13 protein-coding genes are annotated in these 22,313 nt (G+C 66.9%); 1 reads left to right on the forward strand and 12 read right to left on the reverse strand.

Going from position 1 to position 22,313, the window contains the following annotated elements:
- Positions 1-12: 12 nt before the first annotated feature.
- On the forward strand, positions 13-939 hold the full coding sequence (locus tag ACM6LU_RS22520) for a phosphotransferase (protein ID WP_414939715.1): 927 nt from the start codon (positions 13-15) through the stop codon (positions 937-939).
- Positions 940-953: 14 nt separating this feature from the next.
- Here ACM6LU_RS22520 and ACM6LU_RS22525 read toward each other — a convergent pair whose 3' ends face one another.
- The 12 genes from ACM6LU_RS22525 to ACM6LU_RS22580 form a co-directional block, all read right to left on the reverse strand.
- Positions 954-2,276: a condensation domain-containing protein gene (locus ACM6LU_RS22525; protein WP_414939716.1), complete on the reverse strand. Its 1,323-nt coding sequence runs from the start codon at positions 2,274-2,276 to the stop codon at positions 954-956.
- A gap of 68 nt (positions 2,277-2,344) precedes the next feature.
- Complete coding sequence (locus tag ACM6LU_RS22530) at positions 2,345-7,771, reverse strand: amino acid adenylation domain-containing protein (RefSeq protein WP_414939901.1); 5,427 nt, start codon at positions 7,769-7,771, stop codon at positions 2,345-2,347.
- Positions 7,768-11,889: an amino acid adenylation domain-containing protein gene (locus ACM6LU_RS22535; RefSeq protein WP_414939717.1), complete on the reverse strand. Its 4,122-nt coding sequence runs from the start codon at positions 11,887-11,889 to the stop codon at positions 7,768-7,770. The genes ACM6LU_RS22530 and ACM6LU_RS22535 overlap by 4 nt, the downstream gene beginning before the upstream one ends.
- Before the next feature lie 116 nt (positions 11,890-12,005).
- The gene (locus tag ACM6LU_RS22540) at positions 12,006-16,589 is read right to left on the reverse strand and encodes an FkbM family methyltransferase (protein WP_414939718.1); all 4,584 of its coding nucleotides are present in this window, start codon (positions 16,587-16,589) and stop codon (positions 12,006-12,008) included.
- Between the two features lie 652 nt (positions 16,590-17,241).
- Complete coding sequence (locus ACM6LU_RS22545; RefSeq protein ID WP_414939719.1) at positions 17,242-17,829, reverse strand: PIG-L deacetylase family protein; 588 nt, start codon at positions 17,827-17,829, stop codon at positions 17,242-17,244.
- A 41-nt stretch (positions 17,830-17,870) separates the two neighbouring features.
- Entirely contained in the window at positions 17,871-18,728 is an 858-nt protein-coding gene (locus tag ACM6LU_RS22550) for a 5'-3' exonuclease (RefSeq protein ID WP_414939720.1), read from the reverse strand.
- Complete coding sequence (locus tag ACM6LU_RS22555; RefSeq protein WP_414939721.1) at positions 18,728-19,849, reverse strand: glycosyltransferase family 4 protein; 1,122 nt, start codon at positions 19,847-19,849, stop codon at positions 18,728-18,730. Before ACM6LU_RS22555 ends, ACM6LU_RS22550 begins: the two co-directional genes overlap by 1 nt.
- Positions 19,842-20,360 (reverse strand): phosphoribosyltransferase, encoded by a 519-nt coding sequence (locus tag ACM6LU_RS22560; RefSeq protein WP_414939722.1) that lies wholly within the window; start codon positions 20,358-20,360, stop codon positions 19,842-19,844. The genes ACM6LU_RS22555 and ACM6LU_RS22560 overlap by 8 nt, the downstream gene beginning before the upstream one ends.
- A 102-nt stretch (positions 20,361-20,462) precedes the next feature.
- Entirely contained in the window at positions 20,463-20,957 is a 495-nt protein-coding gene (locus tag ACM6LU_RS22565; protein ID WP_414939723.1) for a helix-turn-helix domain-containing protein, read from the reverse strand.
- A 67-nt stretch (positions 20,958-21,024) separates the two neighbouring features.
- Positions 21,025-21,339, reverse strand: a complete 315-nt coding sequence (locus tag ACM6LU_RS22570) for a hypothetical protein (RefSeq protein WP_414939724.1) — start codon at positions 21,337-21,339, stop codon at positions 21,025-21,027.
- Between the two features lie 42 nt (positions 21,340-21,381).
- On the reverse strand, positions 21,382-21,993 hold the full coding sequence (locus ACM6LU_RS22575) for a radical SAM protein (RefSeq protein WP_414939725.1): 612 nt from the start codon (positions 21,991-21,993) through the stop codon (positions 21,382-21,384).
- Positions 21,990-22,304: a hypothetical protein gene (locus tag ACM6LU_RS22580; protein WP_414939726.1), complete on the reverse strand. Its 315-nt coding sequence runs from the start codon at positions 22,302-22,304 to the stop codon at positions 21,990-21,992. The genes ACM6LU_RS22575 and ACM6LU_RS22580 overlap by 4 nt, the downstream gene beginning before the upstream one ends.
- Positions 22,305-22,313 lie beyond the last annotated feature (9 nt).

Below are 22,313 nucleotides of genomic sequence, written 5' to 3' on the forward strand. Positions count from 1 at the left end.
AGGAGAGCCGGTATGGCCGGAAACACACCATGGGAGTGGCGTGATGCCGATGCGCTCCCACTGGCGCATGCTTTCGGGCTCGATGCACGACACGTCAGGCCGCTGCCGGGCGGCATGGAGAATACACACTTGCGCGTCGACACGCCGTCCGGGTCGGTCGTGCTGACCGTCCTGCGGAAAAAGAGCATCGAGTCCGCTGAGCACTACATCGAGTTCCTGCGCCACCTGGTGCGATCCGGGATGCCCGTGCCGCGGCCAAGAGCGCTGCGCTCCGGGGGCTGGGTCGATTCCTACAGGGGCCGGCCTGTGATCGCTTGCGATTTCGTGCCAGGTCGCATCCTGACGCGGTTGCCACCGGATTTGGTGAGGGAGGCAGGCATGGTTCTGGGCTCCGTTCACCGCATCGGGGTGGGGCTCGACAGTCCGCTCCCGCCTGTTCTGCGGATGACCGACGCCGATGCTGCAGCGCTCGCTTCGCTCCCGGACGGCCCACTGCGCCGCTGGGCGACTGCCACCCACGATGCGGTGCGCGACATCGCCTACCTGCGCGCGCCTTTGGTGCCCGTGCACGCCGACTTGTTCCCGGACAACATCATCATCCGGGACGACGGCCGACTGTGTTTCATTGACTGGGAGGACTGCTCCATGGACGCGCCGTTCATGGATTTGGGCATGGCCGTACTGGGTCTTTGCGGACCGGAGGAGTTCTCGGTGCGGGCAGCGCGTTGTCTGCTGGGTGGCTACCAGCAGGGCAGTGGGTCGGTCCCGGATCCCGCACTCGTGCGTGACGCGGCGTTGTACGCCGCAGTGCTCGTGGCGCTGCGCCGCCATCGGTGGCAGCAGGAAGGCCGCAACTCTGTGGACCCGTCGCGGACCGCCGCTGCTGTGCAGGGATTCGCCGAGTCGCTGGTGGCGCGGTGGGAGGCCGTACCGCTGTGACTCCGGGCCGAGGCTCACCGCACATCCCGGTAGAGCATGTCCCGTACCAAGACTGTGGGCTCCGTGACCGCGCTCATCGCGCGGTCGAGGTCGGCCAGATAGCCGAGGATGCGGGTACGGGTAAATGATGGGACCTGGTAGGTCAACGTCCCGGACAGCGCGCCAGCCCGCTCCTCCAGCACCCACCGCTGCTCGACGGTGGTCGGTGCTTGTCTACGTTCCATCGTATGTGGTTGGACGTCTTGGCAATCGAGACCGCTGAGTTCCAGAGAACTGGTGCGCATGGTGTTTAGCGCGACCGTGACCTGGTATGGAGCATTCGGATCGGGTAGTTCCCGGCGCAGGTCCTGGATGGGTAGCGTCTGGTGCTCGATCGCCTCGGTGACTGCCGCGTTCGCCGCCGATACGAGTTCCGCTGCCGTCAGGTCCGGGTGTATGTGCAGCCTGATCACTACGGTATTGACGAAATAGCCGATCAGGTGCTCCGTGTCCGGCCTGGCCCGGTTCGCGATCATCATGCCGATGCGGATGTCGTGTGCTTCGGTGCGGGCGTGCAGGACGACCGCTAGCGCGGCGAGAAATGGCCCAGCGACGCCACCTCGGGTATTGGAAGCCTGCGCCGTGGTGCGCAACGCCCGGACCACTGCCCTCGAGATATTGACGGGTTCCGTGTCGACCACGGACATGCCTGTGTAGGTGGTCGTGGGGCCGTCAGTGAAGCGAATCGGAGACAGCGGTGGCGCAAGGCAAGCATGCCAGAACCGCAATTGCTGTTGCGCCATCTGGCTCCCCCGCTCGGTGCGCATCTGGCGGCAGACTGCGGCGAAACTGAACGGCAGTGCGGGCAGACCTGCGTCCGCGCCGGTCGTGGCCGCGGTGTAGAGCGCGGACAATTCGCGGTAGAGCACGCTGATCGACCAGCCGTCGCTGATCATGTGGTGGATCTGGAGCAGCAGCAGGTGTTCGCGCTCGCTCAGGCGGAGAACGTGCACACGGAACAACTGATCCCGCCGGGGATCCACGACGCCTTCACTGGCCCGGCGCGCGATGTCCGGCAACCGGTGCGGTACCTCGTGGGCGATTGTGCGCGTGGAACACAGCACCCGATGGGAGCGGGGGTGGGCGACGAGCTGGATTGGTGTGCTGTCCGGGAGCAGTCGGATGTTGGTTCGCAATGCTGACTGCCGTACGACCAACGCGTCCACCGCTCGCTGAAGGTCGGCGACATTGAGGTCTCCGCAGACGAGGACCGCCCCTGTGTCGATCGGCCGCAGCCGGGTAGTTTCGCTGGGCAGCGGCCACGAGCCGTCCGGCAAGGTGATCTCGGATTCGACCATCCGCTCCTGGCCCGGGGACAGCGGTGCGGCCTCTACGATCATAGGTGGCGACAAGCGGGGCGGTGCGCTCACGACGCACCGCCTGGTTCGGAGGCCGGGGGTGGGCCGCCGAGCAACGTGTGCAGAAGCACGAGGCGCTCCCCGCCTGCGAGCAGCCAACGCATTGCGTCGAAGTCGATACCGTGCACCGGGCACAGCGCCAGTCCCATTTCGGCCGCTGTCTGGTAGAGCAGGTGACCGACATAGCCGGCATCGAGCATGGCGAGTGGTTCGGCATCAGTTCCGTACAACGGTGCGGAGTCAGCCGGGTCGGCGACGAGGAACACCGTGAACGCGGCAGACTCGATCAGCGGCCGGTTCACTGACCCTAGGTGCAGCCCGGTGTCGAGATCGATGCCGAGTACTTGGGGGATCAGGTCATGCGCTTCCGGGTGGTAGAAGTAGACGCCGCCCCTGATGCCATCCACGCGCTCCGGTCGAACGTGCAGGTGGACCTGCACACCGTAGATGCCTCCGGCCGAGGGATAGGCGAAGCCCAGCCGTCCGCCGGCTGTGCTGCGGCGCAGGCTGTCCAGCAGGTCCGACAGTGCAGCCGCCGACACGGCCCTGTCCCCGAACGAGCGGGCGGTGGGCGGGCGGAGCCGCGCGGTGGTCAATCTCACCGGGCGGTCCGGCAACGTGCGCCACCTCGGCGCTAGGGGAAACACGGGGCGGCGGGCGCAGAAGGCGGCCCGCTCATCCGGATCGGTGATCACCGTGGTCGCCCACGCCGAGTTCGCGACCGCCTCGTGGGAAGGTCTGCTGATAGGAATGTGGTACGCGGCCAGCGTACGCAGGGTGGGGTTGCGGTAGAACCGCCCGAGGTCGGGCCGAGTCCCGCAGTGCTTCTCCACCACGTTGGCGAGGCGGATGAGGTCAACTGAGGTCATTCCCAACGTCAGCAGATCGTCGTCTGGGCGGGGATCGCCCGGTACCAGCGCTCTCAAGGCAAGCCACAGCTTCTGGTGAAGGAATTCTCCCTCCGCTTCGGCCGACGGCTCGGGCCAAAGGGAGGTCTCGGCGATGCGAGTGAGTGCGATGCGGTCGGTCTTGCCGGTCGGGTTCACAGGCAGGGACGGCAGACAGGTCAGTGTGGCCGGAATCATGTGAGCGGGCAGGCGGCGGGCAAGTTCCATACGGATCTCGTGCGCCCCTCGGGAACCGACGACGAAACCCGCGAGCCGCTGGTTCGCGCGTTCACCAATCGCGACCACCACTGCCTTCTGCACGCCGTCCACGGCTGCGAGTGTGGTCTCCACCTCCGACAGATCCACTCGATATCCGCGGATCTTGACCTGGCTGTCCCGACGGCCGAGGAATTCCATGGTGCCATCCGGCTTGAGGCGTCCCCAATCGCCCGTCCGGTACAGCCGACGCCCGGTGCGGCCGTCGAGGACGAATGCCGCCTCGGTCAACTCGGGTGCCTTCCAGTAGCCCAGCGCCGTACCGTGACCGCTGATATAGATCTGGCCAGGCGTCCACACCGGACACGGTTGGAGGGCATCGTCGAGGACGTCCACCTGCTGGCCGGTCATAGCCGTGCCATAGGGGATGCTTGTCCACGACGGATCGACTTGCCCGACTTCGTACAGGATGGACCAGATGGACCCCTCGGTGGCACCACCGAAGCCGACAATTCGGCAGTCTGGGGCAACTCCACGTAGCCGTTCCGGTAGCTGGACCGAGATCCAGTCCCCGCTGAGCAAACACAGCCGCATCCGTGTCAACGCGAGCTCGCCTTGCGGCAGCGTGTCGAGCAGGAGTTCCAGCAACACTGGTACCGAGTTCCACACAGTAATGTGCTCACCGCGGAGCAGTTCGATCCATGCCGTCGGGTCGGTGCGCTGCTCACGGGCGGGGACGACGAGCGTGCCGCCCGCTGCCAGCAGTCCGAACACGTCGTAGATCGCCAGATCGAAGGTGAACGGCGATACCGCAAGGACCGCGTCATCCGGGCATACGCCGAACCGCTCGTTGACGTCGAGGACCGTGTTGAGCGCACCCTTGTGTGAGATCGTGACCCCTTTGGGTGTTCCGGTGGACCCCGAGGTGAAGATGACATAGGCAGGATCGTCGGCTTCGCGGGCGCGTGCAGATGCGGGAAGCGGCGGCGCAGGGTCGTCGGCCAGAAGCCTCTCGACGTGGCCGGGTAAGGCGTGCGCAGCTGCGGCATCCTGGGCGAGTACCAGTGCGGGTTCGGTCGTCTCGAGCAGGTCCGAAATGCGCTGTTGTGGCCATGAGGGGTCCAGAGGGACGAAGGCGTACCCTGCCATCAGGGTGCCCAGTGCTGCGGCAACCTGCTGCCACTCATGGTGGAACACCAACGCGACCAAGTCGCCTTCCGGGTGTGCCGCCGCTATCTGGTCGGCTGTCCGTTGGGCGTGCGCGTGCAGCTCGGCATAGCTGATGCGTTGGCCCGCACACACGACAGCGGTATGTTGCGGCTGTTCACGTACCCGCGTCAGGAAAGGTTCGTGTAGTAGCCGTGCTCCGCCCAGCGCCTCCGGCACCGGCGGGGGAAGCGCCGGAGTGAGCAGCCGAGGACGCCGTGGCGCGTCGGGGTCGTCTGCAAGTGCGTGTAGCACGGCGATGTGCTCGTCGAACATTGCCTGCACGAGCCCGTCTGGGAGCAAGCCATCGACGGTGTCGAAGTTGATGACCAGGTTCCCCGCGGCTTCGTAGGTCTGGTAGTCGAACAGCACCTGTGGTGTCTGTCCGATGCCGTGGCCGACGGTGCCGGGGAACGGCGGTGCGTCCGTTGCGTCCTCGACGTCGAGATCGAGGGTGCTGGTAAACACGACCGATGCTGTCACCGGACTGCCGGTACGCTCCCGGAGATCCCGCAGCACCTCCACGCCGCCGTAGAGCATGTGGTCCATGTCGGACCAGACCCGCCGCTGCAGAGCGCGGAGGCGGTCGGCGAACAGCGGACGGGACAGCTCGACGCCTACCAGCGCTGTGGAGGTGAAGTCGCCGACGATGGAGTTGACCTGCGGGTGGACCTCGAGCCGGTTGTACACCGTGACGTTGATCACGAACGCGCGGCTGTTGGTAAAGCGACCCAATGTCTCCGCGAAGGCGGCCAGCAGCAGTACCGACAGCGTGGTTCCATGTCGGCCGGCGACGCGCCGCAGCGCGGCCGCATCCGTGCTGGGAAGAGCGCACTGCAGGCGGGAGAACCGGGGTGTGCTCGGTGACTTCGTTGTCACGACGGGCAGTCCAGGCGGTGCCGGAAGGTCTGCCAGCCGGGCGCCCCAGTAATCGCGGTCGCGTCGGTACCGGCTGCTGGCCGCCACGGTGCGCAGATGGGCCACGTAGTCGGCGAAGGTCAGGTACAACGGGGACAGTGCAGTGTTCGGGTCCTCGTAGCGGCGGCGGGCTTCGTGGTAGAGGATGCGCCAGCTCAGAGCGTCACCGATGAGTAGATCGAAGCTCAGGAACAACCGTGTCGTTCCGCTGGGCAGCACCGCAGCCTCGATGGTGAACAGCGGCCATGTCTCCACGTCGCGCTGAGGATGTGCGAGCCGCTCCCGGATTCCCTCCAGTCGCGCTGGAGCATCGGGTGCAATGCGCAGGTCGTGGGTCGTGATCCGGTATTGCGGAACGCGCCGGAGTACGCGCTGTTGTCCGTCCGGTGTGAGGACTGCGCGCAGCATCGCGTGCCGCTCGACCAGTCCGCGCCAGACCTCGGATAGTCGGTCGATGTCGAGGTCGGGCAACTCCACCTCGGTGTAAAGGTGGGAGTCGACGCCGCCGAGTTCGAAGTCGGAGCGGCGGCCCGCCCAGTACGCCTGCTGGATCGGCGTCAACGGGAACGGGTCGTCCGATTCGGCGCCGCGCGGGATCAGGGGTGGCAGTGCCTCCAGCGCGGTCGTGTCGGAGAGCAGGAGAGCCCGGATGCGAGCGCACAGAGCCCTGGGTGTGCGGTGCTGGAGCAGGTCACCGAGCGTAAGGTCAATGTCGAACATCGTGCGCAGCCTGGCGACCAGGCGCACCGCAAGCAAAGAGTGTCCCCCGGCGGTCAAGAAGTCGGTGTCAGCATGAGCCTGCTGGCCCAGCACCCCGCTGAAGGTGGACACGACGATGCCCCGCAAGGAGTCCGGGCTCCCCTGAGTGGCGGCCTTCCGCGTGGCGGCGTACGGCGCCACGACTGGTGCGTCCATATCGGGTAAGAGAGCACGGAGGTCACGTACGGTCGGTTCCGCGTGTGCCGTCAGTGCGGTCAGCAGATCCCGCAGCCCGGAAAGCGCGGTCTTCGCCTCCTCGTCACCGGCACGGTACCGGTCGTTGACCAGCCGCAGCCGCAGGCCGTCGAAGGTTTCCACCACCAATGCAAGGGCGTATCGTGTGCGGCCGCCGTCGGCCTGGACGTCCGGCAGCCGCAGTGTGAGCTCTGTCCTGGGGCGTGCCCCGTCCAAGGTGTGCGGGTAGTTAGTAAGGGACACGATGCTGTCGTAGAGCGGCTGGTCGGCCGAGATGTCGGTCCATTCGTGTACGTCCGCGCTTGAACAGGCGCTGTGCCGGTCGGCGTGGGACAGCAGGTCCTGAACTGTGCTGATCCAGTCCGACGCCCAGGACTCGGGCGGGGGCACGAGGCGCACAGGGACGGTGTTCACCATCGGACCGATCACGTGTTCCACACCTGGGAAAGGCCTGGTGCGTCCGGAAACTGTCACTCCGACGGCGATGTCTTCCCGGTCATGCCGCCGTCCGGCGACCAGACCCCAGCAGGCAACCACCGCAGCTGCGAGCGTGGTGCCGTGCGCGCGGGTGAAGGTACTGAGCGGAGCGGAGGGCATGGTGAGGCTGTGTTGTCCGAACCGTGATTCGCCGGCTGGAGCGAGTCTGGACGTCGCAGATGGCGGCGGGTCGTAGCCGCGCAGCACACGGGTCCAGTAGGCCCGTTCCCGCTGTGTTGACTGCTCCGTGCTCCACTGGGCGTACTGGCCGAACGGCACTGGCGGCTCCGGCCGGAGGCCATCGGTGTAGCGCTGTACGAGTTCATGCGCAAGCAGCAGGTGCGCCCAGCCGTCCAGCACGGCGTGATGATGGGTCCAGATCAGCCGCCAATCCTGGTCCCCGCTGTGGTGCAGGGCCAGCCGCAGCAGCGGTGGAGCGGTGAGGTCGAACGGCTCCAGCCTATGCGACAGCAGGAGTTCCGGTATGTCCGCGCTGTCGCCTTGCACTGTGTCAAAGGCGAGGTCAACGTGATCCAGTACGACCTGGTGGGGATCGGTCGCCATGTCCCAGGCGAAGGCGGTGCGCAAGATCTCGTGGTCGGCGATCATGTCCTCGCAGCAGCGCCGCAGCCGTGCTGGATCGAGCTCACCCCGGAACGGGAGGACCGCCTGCTCGACGAACAAAGCGTCGGCGGGGTCACCAGTGAGCGTGCCCAGCAGGAATCCCTGCTGGACCGGAGTCGTCGGGTGGACTTGGACGATCCTATGTGGCGTCATGGTCTCTCGAATGCAGTGAAGAGCCGCTGTAGGTCGGCCGGTGCCAGACCGGCCGTCTTGGGCGTGCCACCAGCCTCGCCGAGCTGTCGGGAGACTGCCGTGGCGATTCTGGTGGCATGCCGGTCCACGGCGTTGGCGAGCCGCAGCACGACGGATCGGGGCATCCAACCGGGCGAGTAGCGCCAGTGCGCCCGCAGCCCGCCCTGATCGCGGACCACCACAAGCTCGAGCGGGAACAGCGGTTCCGGTCCGTCGGCCGGTTCCCACAGAAACTTCAGGCTGGCTTCCCGAGGTGACGCGCCCAGGTAGTTCAGGGCGACCGGCGGCAGTATCCCGTCGTTGCCGTCGCGACGCCCTACTTGTGTCCGCAAACAAGCTACGAGGTCTGCAGGGTTGGTTGGTAGCGGCAGCGGTGCCCGCAACACACGGAACTCGGTGAGCCACCCCACGACCCCGGTCAGGTCGTGTTCACCTCGATCTCGTCCGTGCAACTCCACGGACACCGCCGGGGCCAGGTCCGGGCGGACCTCGACCAATCCAGCCAACAGCACAGCGGCGAGCTCGACCACACCACCGCTCGGCACGCCGCAGGAGTCCTCAAGGTGTTGCCGGAGCTCATCCGGCAACGTGGTACTGATCGTGCGAGGCATGCCCGTGCCCTCCCGGCCTCCGGGGGCGGGGAACCGAGTCTGCACCGTGTTCCGGTCGCCGTGCCGTGCCAGCCATTCCCCGTAGCCGTCCGGGATCAGGCGCGGAATACGGCCGGAGGCGGCATCGCGGTAGGCGCGCCAGAGATCGTCGTCCAAGAGCCGCAGCGACACCACATCGGTGACCAGGTGGTGCGCGATCCATGCCACGCGGTGTCCGGTGCGGCCACCGCGCAACAGACACAGCCGCACCATGGTGCCCGTGGCGAGATCGATGGTCTCTTCCTGTTGCCGCAAGAATTCCCGCGTCTGGGCATCCTGTTCGGGCAGGGGGAGTGTGTCGAGGTCGAGGACGGACACAGATTGTTGTCCTGGCCGTCTCAGTGCCGTGTTCCACTCTCCGCCGCCATCGGAGGTGAACGTGGACCAGAGCGCCGGGTGCGCGTGCACGGTGGCGGTCAACGCGATATCGAGACGATCGGAGTCGACGTCGCCGGGAGCCCTGGCCGAGTAACAGAGGACCCACCGATTTGGGTGCCTAGGCATCGTAGCGAAGAAGCCGGCTTGGTGGACCGTCAACGGAACAGGGCCGTCGATAGGCGCGGCGGTCGGTTCCGCCGCGAGCCGGGCACGGTGTGCCATGCGGCGCAGGGTCCGCTGTTCCAAGACGTCGTGCACGGTCAGCAGGAGGCCCGATCGGCTAACCTCGGTTGCCAGCAGCACTGCCGTGACTGAGTCGGCGCCCTCGCCGAAGAAGTTCGCGTCCGGGCCTGAGGGCGGCGACCCGAGTACCGCCTGCCATGCCCGCGCCAGCACCTGCTGATGTGGCTCCTCCGGGCTGATCGGATCCACGTCCCCACCCGGCAGTGACAGCTCTGATAGGGCCCGCCGGTTGATCTTGCCGTTGCTCCCGGTCGGGAGTGCTGGGAGGACGTGAACGCGGTCGGGACGGGCGTAGAAAGGCAGCCGTTGTTCTGCCAGAATCCGGGCACGGTCGACTAGCAGTTCGCTGTCCTCTACCCGAGTCGAGGGAACTACGAACGCGCGCAGTACGGAGTCGGTGCGGACCACTGCGGCGGCTGCGATATGCGGGTCGTCGGTAAGGACCGCTTCGATCTCGCCGGGCTCGACGCGATATCCGTGGATCTTAAGTTGTTCGTCTGTCCGCCCCAGCATTGTCCACCGACCTCCATGGCCAAGTGCAGCGAGATCGCCCGTGCGATAGGCGCCGTCACCAGGCATGAACTGGGCAGCGGTCTCCTCGGGACGCTCGTGATATCCGGCTGTCACACCGATGCCGCTGATAACCAGTTCGCCCGCGGTGCCCGGCAGTGCGCGCAGGCCCGTGGGCAGGCGCGCCTCTAGGGTGGTGTTCCAGATCGGGCGGCCGATGGGGACAGGGTCCGGCAGCGGCATACCGGTGCGGAAGGTATAGGCGCAGCAACCCACGGTGGCTTCGGTAGGCCCGTACTCGTTGGTTACCGCCAGTCCTGCAACGTCTACTTCGGACAGTGCTGCGGGAGTCAGCGGCTCACCGCCGAGCACGAGGTGTCGGACGGCGCGGGCCAACTGTCGCCCGTTCACCAGCATGATGAGCACCCGCAGTCCACCGGGCGTGATCTTCAGCGGGCTCAGGCTCTCTGCCCGGCTCACTGCAGCGGCCAGGTCCGCTGGTTCGTCAGAAGGCAGCAATATCACCGTCCGCCCTGCTAAAAGTGGCAGGAACAGGCTGGTGATGGTCATGTCGACGGCGATGGAGGAATGGACGAGCGTGCCGGATCCTGCGACGACGTCGTAATGGCTAGCTGCCCAGCTCAGGTAGTTCAGCAGTGCGGCATGTGTGATCAGCACCCCCTTGGGGCGTCCGGTCGATCCCGAGGTGTAGATCAGGTAGGCGATGGATCCGGGTCGTGGCCGGTGCCGCTGCGCTCCGACGTTCGGCTCCCGCGGAGGCTGCAGCCCGTTCAGGTGCAGCACGGATACATGGTTGTCTGCCGGCAGGACGCGTGCCCCTGCTTCGTCGGCGATGATCAGGCGCGGACCGGCGTCATACAGGAGATCCTCGATGCGGTGAGCAGGCAAGGCCGGGTCAAGCGGAACGAAGGCGGCGCCGCAACGCAGAATCGCCAATAGGGCGGTCAACAGCGGGACTCGGCGGCTGGTGCAAACTGCAACCCGGTCTCCGGCGGTGACTCCACACACCGTCAGCGTCCGCTCCAGGCTGAGGGTGGCTTCGTTCAGGGTCCGGTAAGTGAGGGTGGTCCGGTCGTCGGTGGCCGCGATCGCGTCAGGTGTGCGTTCTGCCTGCGCGTCGAACGCGTCGAGCAGTGTTCCTGTAATCGTCACCGAGTGTCCGGAGGTTCTGCCGGCAACGGCCTCCGCTGCCAGTGCGCGGGTCGCCAGTTGCTCCGAGGGAGCATCCAACGCTTCCGGCAGGTGCGCCAGCATCCGGGCCAGCCAGGTGGCGAGCCGACCGCTGATGTCGGTGTCCATGGCTGCGGCGTCCAAGTCGAGGTGGAGACCGAGCCGATTTCCGGCTCGGCAGGAACACAGGTCGAGGACCGTGCGCTCGGTCGGCGCGTCGGCCGCTGTGATCTGGCCGGATAATCCGGAGCCGAAGGTCAGCGCAGCCGGTGCGTCGGCATGGCGGAAGCCGACAGTGGCCGCGTCGCCGGGCCGGGGGTGGATGAAGAAGTCCGCCTGCCGTACGGCCGCGTCCAGTTCGTGGGCACAGGCACCAATGGCCGCTCTGAGCGATGTTGCGGCAGGGCGCACCGGCAGCGGTACACAGCGTCCGAGCAGTCCGATCACGTCCGGCAGGATGGTTGTCTGCCCAGGTACGAATACCGCCAGCGATCCCGTTTCAGTGGGCGCGATTCGGACCAGCAGCAGCCGCCACACGGTGAGCAGCGCGGCCTCGACTGAGCCACCTGCGATCTCTGCCGCCGTCGCGATCGCGTCCGTCGTCTCAGGAGTCAGATCCACTGGAATTCGAAGACGGGTGCCTGGGAGCGTGGTCCGCAGCCGTAGCACAAGTGCTAGCTCCGGCGCGGTCAATGGACGCCCGCCGGGCCGCCAGAAAGCTTGTTCGGCTCCCGCATCCAGTTCTTTGGGCAGCGCGGCGTAGTACTGGTCGACCATCTCCGGCTGGGTTTCTTCCGGTGAACATTGGTCAGGGCACCGGTAGGCGCGCGCCAGCGCCTCGGCGGCGCGGAGTAGGCCGGTCATGTCTGTGGAGCCGATCCCAGGCCGCAGGGTCAGCACGACGTCTCCGCCGTGTTCGCGGGACAGCGAGACGACTGGAGTATCTGCGGCAGGGCCGCATACCGGCTGTTTCGCCGTCCACACGCGTGAGCTCGCCGGATCCATCTCAAGGTGTTGCCGCAACGCAGGATGGTCACGCACGATCTGTTCGGCGGCCACCCGAAGACGCTCCTTGTCGATGTCAGGGGACACGCGAAGCGTCAGCATGGGATTAGCCACGGGGCCACCCAGTGCGAGCATCCGATGGTGCTGCGGGGACACCGCCGGTCGGAACTGTCCCTCCGATGACAGCCCAACGGCCCAGTGCACCTCGCTGGCGCCGCTCATGGCTGGCCCCCATCTCCCCGAAGCAGACGCAGGCGGCGATGAACCAGCTCATGCACTGCGGCTTCAGCCGGTCGCAACAGCGCGCGTAGATGCCGCAGCGGCAGACCGGGTCTTGCCCACAGTGCGGCGAGGACTAGTGGATAAGCTTCGGCCAACCATGTCGCCTCCGCAGTACTGCGGAGGCCGACGTCGAACCGCAGCAGGGCGTTGCCGCCATCGGCGTCCTCGTGCACGTCGAGCATCAACGGGCATGGCAGTGGCCACCACACGGGCTCCGCCGGGCTCACCGCGCAGCCTGTCAGCCGCAGTGGATACGCGGCGGGAGGTTGCAGTGTGAACATGGTGTCGAATAGAGCTCCTTGCCCTTTGGCCAGCAGGCCATAGGGCACCTCCGCGTGTCGCAGCGCTTGTGTGGTGGCGGCCGCAGTGGCATCCACGTGGCCGCCGAGCGTGCGGGACCAGTCAGTCCGTGATACGACGGGCACGATATTGGCAAAGTATCCGACCGTGTCGGCGAATGCGGGATCGCTGCGATTGGCGACCGGATACCCGGTCACGACCTCGGCGCCGGACTGGAGCCCCACCAGGAGTTGGTGCGCGGCAAAGTAGATAGTGGCCGGTGTGGTGGTGTGGCGTTGTGCGGCAGCGCGGACGCGCTGGAGTAGATCGACACCTAGCGGGAACCGCAGGTACCGCGGGTCCGCCCTTTCCCTGCACCGTATGCCCCCGAGCGGCGTCCCGCCGTGGCCGAGGACGCTCAACACCTCGGCGGCGGCCTCGGCGAACTCTCCGCGCTGCCATCGCTCCTCAACCGCGCTGGCGTAGTGGAGGAACGTCGGCGTCGGCGGTGAACTGGTGAGCGCGCCGGAGTCAGCGTAGGCCACGCCGAGATCGCGCTGGACTAAGTCGGCCGACCAGCCGTCTGCTGCGCTGTGGTGTAGTGCCAGCAGCAGAAGGTGGTCTTCGTCTCCTCGGCTGATGAGGGCGGCACGCATCATCGGACCGCGTGCCAAGTCGAACCGCGCGACCCAGAACTCGTGGGCGTGCCGGTCCACCTCGTGCTGTGCAGCTTTCTCGATCAGGTCGATAACAGGGAGTCGGAACCCGTCGGCCGGCCACACATGCTGGTACAGCACACCGTCCGTGACGGACAGGCCGGTGCGCAGGGCTGGATGCCGGGCGACTACTGCGGTGCATGCCGACCGGAGACGGTTGGCGTCCAGCGGACCGCGTATGTGGTAGGCCAGAGGTATGATCTGCCCGGCGCCACCCTCGAGCATATCTGCGGCCCAGACTCGCTGCTGCCCGAAGGACGCCGCCCTTGTGCCGGGGGCGTCCGTGCCGGTGTCCGGAGTGCTGTGCTTCGGCTTGATCCGCCGAGCGGCGCTGTAGATCGTGGGACCGCGCAGCAGGTCATCGACAGTCAGGTACAGCCCGTGGCGGTGTAGTTGGCTGCACAGCAGTGCTGCGGTCATAGAGTCGCCGCCTAGGCTGAACAAGTCGTCGTGCACACCGATCGGCCTGACTCCGAGCACGTCCTCCCACACGGCGGCGATCTGCAACTCCGTTGTGGTGTTCGGAGCGACATAGACGGATGTCAGCGGCGTGTCCCGCCGCCGCAGCCGAGTGGCTGCGGCGGCTGCTCGCCCGACGGCCTGTGCCGAGGCGGGCCACCGCAGCCGCGATACGGGTGCCGGACCGGTCGGAGACACCGCGTGAACGGCGTCCTGCCGGTGCAGCACGGACACCGCCTGCGCATCAAGGGATGAACCCGAGCTTGCCAGCATCGCCCGAGCCTGGGCGACGAAATCGAGAGCAGGCCGGTTTCGTGATCCCGCTACACCGCCCAGCCTGATTCGTGACATGCCTGCCCCGACTGCGCACCGCCCCAATTCCCGCAGCATCTGCCATTCCACGGCGCGTCCTAGTACCCGGCAACTGAGCAGGAAATCGCGAACCACCAGCGTTTCCTGCTCAACGTCCGCAGACATGAAACCGACCAGACCGTAGTCGCCGAAGCGGTCCCGCACGCGCACTGACAGGGCCGTCACCTGTCGGGCGAACAGCTCGCGCACGCTGCCAGGGGTGTGTTGACGCAGCATCAGATTGAACTGCGTGGTGCGTGCGGCCAGTTGACAGATCCGGTCGGCCTCGTCCTCCCGCGACGCCGTCACGTCAATCTCAAGCTGCACTGCGCGCAAGTATTCCTCGGTCGTCTTGGCGTGCGCGGTGGCTGATCGACGCCCGACCTCCTCGGCATGCAGGCGCCCACGGACGCGGTCCTCGGGGGTGATCGCAGTACCCAAGTCGAGCTGCCAGGTGCTCTCCAACGCCAATAGGTAGCCGCTTGGGTCATCGGGCAGGTCGACCACGACAAGGCCGGGGTGCTGCAACGCGACCTCGGTGCGTTCGGCCGGGCTATCGTCGATGTACACCAGGGACTCGACAGCGAAACCCAATTCTGCGGCGACGGCCGACACGGATGCCGACTTGGGTCCCCAATTCGCATGCACGCTCGCGAAATCATCCAGGCGCAGCGGCATACCGGGATGTGCTTCGAAGACCGCCCGGACGTCTTCGCGGTTGTTCCGCGTGCACAGGCAGAGTGCACGCCCCGCGCGCGCTTGGCGCTGCAGGAACTCCTGGACCTCTTGGTACGGGGAACCGAACGTAATGCCCTCGGCGCCGATCTCGCCGCAAACGCCGCCCCAGAGCGTGTTATCGGCGTCCACAAGTACTGCTTTGGCGACTGGGCGGCTGTCCACCGTCAGCGCACGTAGCACGGTTCCGGCCCAGTCGATCGGTGCTGTCCCGGGATCGGGCGGTGAGATCCAACGGAGCCCTGCGGCTTCGGTCGCCTGGCGTGCCGCACGGACATCGTCGTCTTCGGTCCAAGCGGGCACGGTCACGAACACTGGAACGGAGGAGCTGGCGGCCCAGTGACTCGTCTCGGCAATCAGGTGCGGCAACGAGGCCTCGAATAGGGGTCGGTCTGGCCGCCGGGCATAGACCATGTGGAGTTCTGAGCCGGCGAACCAGGGGTCCTGCTCGGTCCGCACGATGAAGTCGTACAAACGCAGCAGCCGGATGATCCGTTCCAGCCGACCGTTCTGGTCATGCACTTCCGCGACCACCTGCTCAACCAAAGGCCAGTGCGCGTCCTCGATGCCGGTCAGGACCTCTTCCTCCGAGCGCTCGGCATCGATCTTCAGCAGGTTGATGCGGGACAGTCCCTGCGCGGCGATCCAGTCCGACAGTCGCAGCGTCGGCACATCGAACTGCTCGGCGTCGTCGGTCCGCGAGTCCACCGCGGGCGCGAGTACCTGTTCCACTTCTGTCCGCAGTGCGGGGTCGATTTCTGGACGCCTGAACATCTGGTGGCGGGCATATGCGCGGACTACACCGTTGTCGGTATCACGGTCGGTATGGAAACCGGACTGGAGCGAGGACCGCGGATAGAACGTGATTGTCCGGCGACCGCTCACGGCGCCCAAGGCCGCACGGCACACGGTCGCTTTTGCCCTGTGCAGTTCTACATTTCGTGCCAGAACATCCGCAATCGCCGGCACCGGTTCGAACGCGTGCACGTGAACGTTGGGCGCCTGGGCTGCGGCGAACAGGGTGAACATTCCTATGTTGGCGCCGACATCGATCACGACGTCTCCCTTGGCGATCGTCACGCCGTGCCGCAGGTAACGGCGGCGCCGTACGATTTCGTCGTAAAGTTCCCTCGTCTCGTTCGCGTTGATCTCGGCGATCGGGCCACTGTGAGGAAGCCACCCGGTGACTGCACCGCTCACGGTCTCCGGCAGGAATTGCTCGACCACTGGCGGCAGTTCCGGCACGTCCGGACCGACCACCACCAGTCTCGCTCCCCATGGACTGAGCTGCAGGTCGCCGTCGCCAAGATTGTGCACGGGACCGGGCTCGGCCGGTCGAGCATTGACCGGAAGGCCGATCACCTCGCCCCACGCCCGCAGCGCTGTCGAGAGCTCGGAGGAGTTCGCGGCACCGACGACACCGACGTCGAAAAGAATGGGCCGGAGGCCCCGCGCCAAGTGGACCACAGGTGTTGCGGGGTCTGCGGCCAGTGCATGGAGCAGCCTGACCGCCTGGTCGTGCAGGGAAAGCAAAATAGCCTCGTCGGCGGGCCCCCGCCGTGCATCGAGCACCCATTCAGCACCGTCATGACCGGCGTGGGCCAGGCATCGCAACGGATGCCCGTCGTCCGCAGACGAAGCATCCGCCTCAAGGCCAGGGCCGACAACACGGAATTCCGGCATATCCGCTTCGTCGATCATATGGCGGAGTAGCTGTAGCGACATCTTGGCGTCCTCGGTCTCACGATTCTTGCCGCGCCAGGAATCCATTAGATCTTGAATTGAGGAATTGGAATCCACGGCCAGTGAGCAGATTCTCCCCTCGGCATCATTTCGACGCACCGCGAGGGAGACCACTTCACACCCGCTGTTGACCGCCAGCAGTAGCGCAAAAATCGTGCGCAGCAGCATTTCGGGATCGCCGTCCCGGACAAGCACGGACCAGTCCGCACCGGAGCACACCGGCGCGGCGATACGCACCCGCTCCTGACCATCGGACCCAACGCCCCCTTCGGCGCGCAACCAGCCAAGCTGCCAAGCTCGTAACCCGGATGTATCCATTTCGCTGCGCGCCTCCGGGTCGTCGGGGCAGGTTCACAGTGCCAGTCGCCTCACAAGGCGTGGGTGTTACCCGCTGAACCAAAACGACAAGGGGGACGCGGTGCGGATGCGGATTCGAACGTATGCCTTCGGCGCCAAGCGGGCCACAAGATGATCACTAGGAGACAATCGTTGACCAGTTACAACGTCCTGCTGTCCAGTCCTGGCGACCGTCATCGCTACAGGGTCGGGCGAATGGGCCGACCCACAGCCAAGTCGTAACTGTCCGTCAACGGGTCAGGCGCACCTGCGTCTACAGGTGCTTAGGCATCACCCGTTCCCATCGGCCGATGCTGCTGCGGTCGATACTCAGTTGCTCAGGCAGGCTTTCCTGTGTGAAGCCAACAGCCAGACGGTGCGCGGCCAGCGGACTTACCGAGTCGTTCATCAGCAAACCCCATCAGACACCGTTGCATCGTATCGACATCTCACGTATTAGCAGGTCGCAGGGCTACACGGTGGCCCGCGTAGCCGGTCAGTCGTTCGTCACAAGCGGGGCGACGATACGATCAGCTTCTCGGCGGGCGCCTGATCACAAGGTCGACGCTGCTGGTAGGCGGCCGAGGATAGGCACCGGGACGAAGTTCTCCGCGTAGCGCACGCCAATTCGGGAGCCCCACAGCCTGGCAAGGGTTTCGGCCATGGGGCCGAAGTGGTCGTTGATCGGCTGGGAGGTGTGGACCGCGAGGGCGCGCTTCTTGATCTCGAAGGTGTTGGTGATGTCAACGACGGTGTGCGCTGGTACGGGACCGTCGACGGTGAGGCTGTTGTAGGTGTCGGCGGTATAGACGCGGCGTGGGTGGCCGGTAGCGATGACGACCTCGGGCAAGGCCGCAACAAGCGTTTCAGCGAGATTCCGGTGCTCGGGGTGAACGTCGCGCAGCGGGTGGGTGATGACGATCTCGGGTCGGACGACGAGCAGCAGTTCGCGCAACGCCGTCACGGTGGGCTGGTCGTACTGGTACAGCTTCGCCCCCAGGATCGCCGCTCCCGCCGCCGCTTCGGCATCCCGCACTGGTTCAGGATGGTGCGGGATGGCGATGGTGACGGCGGCCCCGGAGGCGGAGCACCGCGCGATAGTTCCGCCGGCCCAAAGTTCGGCATCGTCGGGGTGCGACATCACGGTCAGCAGAGACGATGGAGCAGTGAACGGCGGGGCGGTCACCAAAGTCCGAGTTTCTCGATGACGTCGGCTGGCTTGGGCAGCTCGCGCGTGGGGTGGCCGGTCGGGTGGTGCGGAAGGTCAAGGTCGGTGCGCATCCGGATGAGGTCGCGCCAGGCGAGTACCTGTTCCCAGGTGTCAGTGACCTTGGTCTTCTTCGCGCCGGTCAGTCGTCCGGAGGCGAGGAGCTGGTCGAGATGGAGCCCGCCTGCCAGCAGCTTGGCCGCCGTCCCTTCGCCGATTCCCTTCACGCCAGGGATGTTGTCGGCGGGGTCGCCTTTGAGGGCACAGAAGTCGGGCCATTGGTCCGGAGTGACGCCGTAGCGCTCGACGACCTCGGCGGGTCCAATGTGCCGTCGGCCGCGTTTCATCACGGTGTTGAGCGCGCGCACGTGGTCGTCGACGAGCTGGTAGAAGTCGCGATCGCCGGACATGATCCGCACATGCCGCTCGGGGACCTGGCGGCGGGTGGTGGTGACGAGGGTGGCGATCACGTCGTCGGCTTCGGCGGTGTCGATCTCGATCCACCCGATGCCGTAGGCGGTCAGCGCCCGCTGGACGTGCGGAATCGCGCGCAGCGGTTTGAGGGCGGCCTCGTCGATGACGCGGTTGGCCTTGTAGTCGGCGTCGCTGCCCTTGCGCTCGGCGGCGCCGTGCTCGCCGTCGAACACGACAAGCACTTCGGGTGGCTCGGGCAGCTCGTCGCGGATGGGGACGCGCAGAAGCGCGAAGAACCCGAACTCCGCGGTCAGATCGCGGGGCTTGTCGCGGGAGAGGATCGCGGCGGGGAACCCGAACGCCGCGCGCCAGAGGAGGTTGTGACCGTCAACCAGGAGCAAAGGGACGCCAGCAGGCATCACCGCACCGCCTTTACGAATGTCTCGGCGACTGTGGTGGGCAGATAGTCCCGCGAGCGGTAGTACGCAGCCCTGGATAGTTCGGCGTAGCGTACCGAATCTTCGAGCAGGTGCTCGGCGGCGCGCCACAAACCGTGCTCACCCCACGATCGGGGGACAATCACCCCACCCGCACCGTCGCCGGTGCCGACCAGGGCGGGCAGGTTGCCTACGTCGAAGGCAACCACCGGGGTGCCGACGCTCATCGCCTCGAGCGCGACCAGCCCGAAGGTCTCGCGCAGCGAGGGCGCGATCACCACTGCGGCCTGCGCGAGCCAAGACGGCACCTGACGCCAGTCGAGGCCGTCGCCGTGGATGGTGCCGCGCTTGAGGTGAGCCGCCGAGTAACGGCACTTGTCCAATTCGGCCGCCTGGCCGCCGGCGGCGGCCTCGAATCCGGCCTCGCCGACGACTACCTCGATCGTCCGATCGACCAGCCGCCCAGCATCCAGCAAGGCCCGCACGTTCTTCTCCGGCCCGAGCCGGGCCAGCACACGGATCGGGCCGTGCCGTCGCAGCGCTTCCCGGCGTGAGTCGGATGGCGGTGTGTGGTCGTCGAGCAGGGCGTTGGGCACGACCTGCCAGCGGTCGGTGTCGTAGCCGCGATCGTGCGCCTGGTCGAGCACCGTCTGGGACGGCGCGATCACCAGGTCGGCGCGATCCAGGGCAGGCTCGAGGTCTTGATCGTGGCCGACGACGTGCATGGCCAGTACCGAGCGTGCCCTGCTGACCGGCGCGGCTCTGCCGAGGCCCCACAACCCGTCGGTGTAGACGGCGACGTCGACCCGGTGCTTGCGGTACAACTCGCACAGTTCCGCGGCGAGCAGGGCGTCCTGCCCGTGGGTGCTGGTCGCGTCGCGCAGTTCATCGTCGTCGCAGGGGAAGTTGACGCCCACCGAACACACCCTCACCACGTTGTCGTCCGAGGTGTCGGTCGGGGCGGCGGTCAGGATGAGGCTGCGGTGGCCGAGCTGGCGCAAGCCGTGGGCGAGGGCGGCGGTGGCGCGTTCGATCCCGGCCGGCGCGTTCGGCGTGTAGGAGGCCAGGACGAACGCGATGGTCAGCGGAGGCGGGCTAGGCATGGCAGAGGACCTCCTCTGGGCGTGGCAGCGGGGTGGTGTCCTGGTCGGCGGGCGGCTTCTCCCAGGGAAAGACGACCCAGTCCGAGACGGTCCAGACCGAGTAGTCCGGCAACGTGGTCGCCCCGGTGTTGAGGCACAAGACCGCGGTCAGCAGCTGCGCGCTCGGGCTGAGCAAGGGCGCGAGGTCGTGTTGGAGGCGGCGCAGGGTGGCGCCGCTGCCGCAGATGTCGTCCACCACCAGCACTCGGCCCTTCATCCGTTGCCCGTTGAGGGCGCGGATCAGCGGGTCGAGGTCGAGGGTCACCTTGCCCGTGGCCTGCTGGTAGGTCGCGTCGCCGGTGTTGTGGCGGGCGTGGACCGTACGGGCTTTTACGCCGAGCGTGGAGGCGATCATGCGGGCGGGGGCGACACCGCCGTTGGCAATGCCGATGACGTGCTGGACCGATTGGTGATCGCTCAGGATCGCGCCGGCCAGCAGCGTGGTGGCCTCGCGGAGCGCGTCGGGGGTCAAGCGCCAGATCTGGTGGTGCTCGAAGACCCGGCGTGTCGTGGTAATTCGTGGTCCATTCGTTGAGGGGCAAGGGATGTCGCGTCAGTGAGGTGGTCGCGGGTCCTATGCGCCTCGGAGTTCACGCAGGGCTTGCACGAGGTCGTACATGGGTGACCCGGCGATTCCGGCCAGCGCGGTCAGTGCGTGGGCGTCGAGTTCTTCGATGGGAGCGCGCCCGACCGGGCATTGGCGGGCTCGAACCCTCGCCCATCGCTGGAGGGGCTGCAGCCGGGGGTCGGTCGTGTGCGCGAGAGCCGACAGGTCGACCTTGAGGCGACCGTCGTGATCACCGAACGCGAGAGTGGTCGCGCGGAGCAACAGCTCGTCTGGTCGCTGTTCCAGCACAGCGCACAGTTCGACCAGCCGCTCGACAGAGAGGCGGCGTGTGCCGAGCTCGTAGGTGGCGAGGGTTTGCAGGGACACCTCGTCCTCCTCTTCGGCACCCATCTCCGCACGCATCTGCTTGCGGGTCCAGCCGCGTTCTTTCCGCGCGGTCCGCAGCAGGTCTCCCAGCACCCGCGCGAACTGATCGAGTTGTTCGCTGGTCGGCGTGTTCATCGCCAGTCCTCCTGTTGTGCGGTGCGTGCCCGCAGCCGTGCTGTGTCGAGACGGTTCGAGGAGCCGTTCACGCCGAGCCGTCCCGCGCGGTCAGTGCGAGGTCGTTGACGCCAAGCAGTGGGCGGAGGGAGGAAATGGCGTGCGAACCCGGTTGGTTGCGCCACACCTGGCCGTCGGCTCGGATCACGGTGAAGCCCCCGGCTGCCTCGCGGGTGCGCAGGCGTACGGGCACGGCCGCGGTGGTGCTCAGCTCGGCGAGGAGGTCGGTGGCTTCGTCGTCGGTCAGCTGCTCGGCGTCGGCCAGCGCGGCGCCTTCCCCGATGGGGAGCATTTGAAGGAAGGTCACCCCGTGCGCGCCGAGCGCGGCGGCCAGCTCGGTCATCGGCCGGACGCTGGCTCGCGCGGTGGAGCGTAGGAGCACGGTCTAGTTCTGGGTGGGGATGCCGTGGGCGACCGCCGCGCGGATTCCGGCGATGGCGCGTTCGAAGCTGCCGGTGCCGCGCCAGTGGTCGTGGCGTTCGGCGTCCGGGCCGTCCAGGCTGACCCGTATGGCGTCCACGCGGGACGCTAGGGCTTCGGCGCGGCGGGCCAGGTGTGTGCCATTGGTCGTGACGCTGACCGCACTGCCGCCGGCGACGAGGATGTCGATCAGCTCGGGCAGTTCGCGCAGCAGCAGTGGTTCGCCGCCGGAGATGTCCACCCCCAGGATCGCGGACTCGGCGAGCAGGTGTGCGATGCGGTGGCGGTCGGGTCGGGCAAGTTCGGATACGGCCTTGTCGTCCAGGCAGTGGGGGCAGGCGAGGTTGCAGCGCACCAGGGGCGACCAGCACACGCTGATCGGCTCGTTGGCGTGCACGGCCGCCGGGTGGACCTCGGGCCAGGATGCGACGTCGGCGTCGGACAGCCGGACACGGCCGGAGACGAGTTCGATACCGGCGCGGTGGGTCAGCCCGGTCAGCGGGTCGTGGACGACGCGCTCGCTGCCGTGTGGGCGCGTCGTGAAGGTGCGCGTCGTGGCGGTGCGTCGCCTGGTCATAGCGTGTCCTGCGGGGGCAGCAACTGTGGGGCGAACAGCTCCTCGAACGGCTTCGGGCCGACGTACTGGCGGCATGTGCAGGGCACCCACTGGTTTCCGATCCAGGTGCCGCCCTTGGTGCGCGCGTCCTTGTGCAGGATCTGGCCGTGGCATTCCTTGGTGTCGGGGTCGTGCTGTTCCAGTCCGTGCGAGCAGCCGCAGAATGCCTTCGGAGTGGTGTCTGCGGGTGTTCGGCGGCGGGTCAGCTTGCCGGACAGCAGTCCTGCGGCGAACAGGCCGGCGCCCACCGCGAGGGAGATCGGGTCGATCATCGGGCAGCG

Source organism: Amycolatopsis sp. cmx-11-51 (assembly GCF_047608665.1).
In the GTDB taxonomy this organism is placed as follows: domain Bacteria; phylum Actinomycetota; class Actinomycetes; order Mycobacteriales; family Pseudonocardiaceae; genus Amycolatopsis.